The organism is Agrobacterium sp. Ap1 (assembly GCF_017313375.1).
Lineage (GTDB): Bacteria > Pseudomonadota > Alphaproteobacteria > Rhizobiales > Rhizobiaceae > Neorhizobium > Neorhizobium cellulosilyticum.
The window spans coordinates 1-2023 of the sequence record NZ_JAFLMY010000061.1; the positions used below are offsets into that span (position 1 = coordinate 1).

The following is a 2023-nucleotide window of genomic DNA, read 5'->3' on the forward strand; positions in this document are numbered from 1 at the left end:
AGCATAGATGGGCTAATCGGCTTCGTGCCCCATCTCATCCGCCCGGAGGAGGGAGCTTCACCGCACTGCCGATGATACAATTGCCTGTCAGAACCAGGCACAACCATCATGCAGAGGAGCGCAACCATGAAACACTATGCCGGCCTCGATGTCTCGGTCAAAGAAACGAGCGTCTGTATTGTCGATGAAAGCGGGAAGCTGTGCCGGGAACGAAAGGTGGTTTCTCATCCGGAGGACCTTGTAGCCATCCTGAGCGATCCGGCATTCAGCTTGGAGAGGGTGGGCGTTGAGGCAGGACCGTTGTCGCAATGGCTTTTTGAAGGACTGGCAAAAGCCGGCTTCCCCGTCTTCTGCATCGAGACGCGCCACACCAAAGCTTTCCTGGATGCCCTTCAACAGAATAAAAGCGATCGGAACGATGCACGCGGCATTGCCCATATGATGCGGGTCGGCCTGTTCAAGGACGTGCACGTGAAGACGCTCACCAGCCAGAAGCGCCGCGCCTTGCTAACAGCCCGATCGTTACTGCAGGAAAAGGCGATCGACCTGGAGAACGAGATGCGCGGGCTTCTGCGCAACTTCGGATTGAAGGTCGGTCATGCCTCGGGCGGTACGTTCGAGAGAAGAATACTCGAGCTTGTCGAACACGACGTTGAGCTTGCGGAAATCATGAAGCCACTGCTCGCCGGACGGCGCAAGTTGCGAGAAGGTCTTGCCAAACTGGACAAGAGGGTTCGAGCCGAGGCGAAGCATGACGATGTTTGCAGGCGATTGATGACGGTGCCTGGCGTTGGACCGATCGTCTCGCTCGCCTATGTCTCGACGATCGATATCCCCAGCAGGTTTCGTCATTCTCGATCAGTCGGAGCGATATTGGGTCTTACGCCCGTACTGAAACAATCCGGCGAAGTGAGCCGGGTCGGCCACGTCTCTCTGCGCGGCGATGCCATGATGCGAAGGCTGCTCTACGAGGCCGCTCAGTCGATGATGACGCGCGTGGTGAAATGGTGCTGGCTCAAGGCATGGGCCATGAATATTGCAAAGAGGCATGGCAGCAAGAAAGCCAAGGTGGCATTGGCACGACGGCTCGCGGTCGTCATGCATCGCATGTGGGTCAACGGCTCGGAGTTCCGTTGGACTAGGGAGGACACCATCTCAACCACAGCGGCATGATTGCCAGCGCTAGCGGCTAACCCGAGATACAAATTCGAAGTTCCGCGGAGCGGCGGAAGACGTCCTTCGCGGACGATGGTGATGTGAGTTCGTGGCGGCGTTTATTCCGATGATCCGTCATCAGGATGCAGCATAGATTGGGCCACATCATCTACTGGACCCCATCATGGGAGGGCTGAGTGCCGACCCCGGAGAGAAGCAAGGGCCGCGAAAAGACGTTGAACACTGCACAAGCCGATGCAAACAGGGACTGGCTCCATTGCGGAGAAGCGCTTCCGGCTGGAAAATGCCAATCGGAGACATTGCGAGACTGAAATGAATAGCTCTATCTTGGGAAGGACAGCATGACCGCGGAGGCCCATTTTGAAAGACACCATCGTTTATGCCGCTGGGCCGTTCGTCGTTCTGTTTATCGTGTTTTTGGTAACAAGCCCGCTTGCTTTGGTCGTTCACGCTCTCATCGCTCTGATCAAGCGTAGGATCGGTAGTTTCGCCGCCGTTGTCGCGTACGGTGTCGAGGTACTTGCAGTATTTCTTTGGTTCAGATGGGTTCTGGACCCAATTTCTGCGGGCTTTGATGCAGGTCTCTATGACGGCCCTGTCGGCTTCGGTGCAGGTATGTTTGGCGGGTTCATCATATTCTTTGCCGGAATGCTCGTGATACTTAACGGTGTTGGGCTGTACCGATTGTTGCGCGAAACCCCGCAGCGCCGATGATACGAAAACCTTTGTCCCTTTCGGCGGAGAGGCGTCTGCCGCCCAGCGCCTACTTCGGACAAAAGCCCTGATCGCGCTGCCGTGGAATAGCTTTGAACAGAGCTTGACCTTACCCCGCCGATTAGAGAAGCGC

General features: G+C 56.5%; 2 protein-coding genes. Both read left to right on the forward strand.

Going from position 1 to position 2023, the window contains the following annotated elements:
* Positions 1 to 126 precede the first annotated feature (126 nt).
* Complete coding sequence (locus JZX87_RS30915) at positions 127 to 1173, forward strand: IS110 family RNA-guided transposase (RefSeq protein ID WP_206829640.1); 1047 nt, start codon at positions 127 to 129, stop codon at positions 1171 to 1173.
* A 363-nt stretch (positions 1174 to 1536) separates the two neighbouring features.
* Positions 1537 to 1890 carry a hypothetical protein gene (locus JZX87_RS30920; protein WP_206829641.1) on the forward strand — a complete coding sequence of 118 codons (354 nt, stop codon included), beginning with the start codon at positions 1537 to 1539 and terminating at the stop codon, positions 1888 to 1890.
* Positions 1891 to 2023 lie beyond the last annotated feature (133 nt).

Bases quoted from the DNA above. Each gene is read 5' to 3' on its own strand.
- JZX87_RS30915 (WP_206829640.1), top strand. From the start codon at position 127: ATGAAACACTATGCCGGCCTCGATGTCTCGGTCAAAGAAACGAGCGTC.